The sequence below is a fragment of the Inquilinus sp. CA228 genome, assembly GCF_052078665.1.
Lineage (GTDB): Bacteria > Pseudomonadota > Alphaproteobacteria > DSM-16000 > Inquilinaceae > Inquilinus.
The window spans coordinates 1-1,733 of the sequence record NZ_JBQJIK010000177.1 but is presented as its reverse complement, the minus strand read 5'-3'; the positions used below and the strand labels follow the sequence as shown (position 1 = coordinate 1,733).

Sequence of the window (1,733 nt, the reverse complement as noted above, 5' to 3'; positions counted from 1 at the left end):
CGATCAGCCGGTGCAGGAAATCGAGATCGAACTCGTTGTACTGGACCCAGTAGCTGCGTGCCGGGTATTTGTCGCCATTCATCAGGTTGATGGCGAAGTCGTCGCTGGAGAAGCCGAGCGCCTGTGGATCCTCGAGCAACTGGCGAACGACGCCGGCGACGTCGAGATCGCCGTCGGAGCCGAAGCTGCGGCTGTTGCGGGACAGGCCGAGCAGCCAGAGCCGGGGCATGAGCACGAACTGGTAGCTGTAGTACCCGCCCGCCACCTCCGCCCCTTCGCGAAAGCCGGCGACAATGCCGTGGACCTGCCGCTCGCCGGCGTCCGAGCTGAACGAGAAGGTGGCGGATCGGGCGATCAGATCCTCGGCCGACAGTGTCTCCGACCGGGAGACGACGTCGATGACGAAGCGGTAGGGCCGGCCGAGCTCCTCCTCGCCCTCGAAGCGCACCACCTGGATGACGTCATCCGGCAGGCCCGTCACCGACAGCTCGAAGGCGATGTTAGCCATGGAGCACCGCCCCGCCGATAGCCAATGCGAAATCGCGGGTGGCCAAAGCAGCGCACGATGGAGGATGAGCGCTCGTAGTCATTTTTCTCACCCTCCGAATCTAGCATCTGTTGCTATAAATAAACCTTCAACTGTCGTTTGTCCTATGACAATAGTTTTTCCATCAACTTTCAACGATCCATTTGCATTTATTTCAGTTGGTCCGATTATTATTTCTGACGTACGAGATGTTGTCGGCATTTCTCCAAAATTGTTTCCATCGTTATCTTCTATATTAGAAGAAGATACAAGAGATATTCTATTTGATTTAGCATATATTCCATCAATACTATTGAGTCGAACAACGCAGTCTTTGCCAGAAAGGGTAATGCCCTCTATCTCGTCGATCTCGATCTTATACGTCCCGACGCTAAGGATGATGGCGTGTGGTTCGATCTTGATGGTGGGTTCGACAGCCGACGACGTCTCCAGCTCGTGCCGGGTGATCTTCTTGTAGTTGCCGACGACGGCCTTCGTCATGAGGGCAGCGGCCGTCGTGGCGGCTGGCGCAGCGAGCCGTGCGGTGATCGCTGCCGGGAGATCCAGGGCGGATTGGGGGTAACCTTTGAAGAACTTCGTCCCCACCTCGTCGACGAGGGCCGTGAGCTTGGCCGCCAAGCTGGCGAACTTCGCCAATTTCGATGTCGTGGCCAGCGTGGCAACGGTCTGTGCGGCGAATTTTCCTCCCGTGGTGGGGCGGGAGCCGAGGATGAGGGTGCCCGGCGTGAAGAAGGACTGGCCGATGGTCGAGAAGCTGCCCTCGGTCCCCAGGCTGATGCCGCCATCGCCGCAGATGGTGTACATCGAGTAGCCGGCGGAATATTGGGTGATGTCGGTACCGCCGATGAAGCGATAGTTCGCCGAGGTCGAGACCGACAGATCCAGGCTCGTATTGACGTTGTAGGACATCGCCGTCGAGTAGTTGACGCTGGTTCCCGTAAACGAGTTGAGGGAATTCGTAATGGTCCCGTTGAATTGCCGCGACCACAGCGAGTCCCAGATGCTCGGCTCCTCGGATCCGTCTTCAGGCTCGTCCTCGGACCCATTCGCCTGGTCGCTGGTATCGGTTGTCGTGGCGTTCGGGGCCACGCTGGCGTCGCCATACTGTTCGATGTTGAGGACGAGGCCGCCCGGGGCGAAGACCTTCTGGTAGAAGGGACCGGTGACGACCTGGCTGTACCAGCCG

2 protein-coding genes are annotated in these 1,733 nt (G+C 58.6%); both read right to left on the bottom strand.

What is annotated here, in order from left to right; genetic code table 11:
* Window positions 1-508: contractile injection system protein, VgrG/Pvc8 family (locus ACTOWL_RS37840; RefSeq protein WP_441326462.1), on the bottom strand; the 508-nt coding region annotated here is incomplete at its 3' end.
* Window positions 509-595: 87 nt separating this feature from the next.
* Window positions 596-1,733 (bottom strand): hypothetical protein (locus ACTOWL_RS37835; RefSeq protein WP_441326461.1); only part of this gene is annotated, 1,138 nt, incomplete at its 5' end.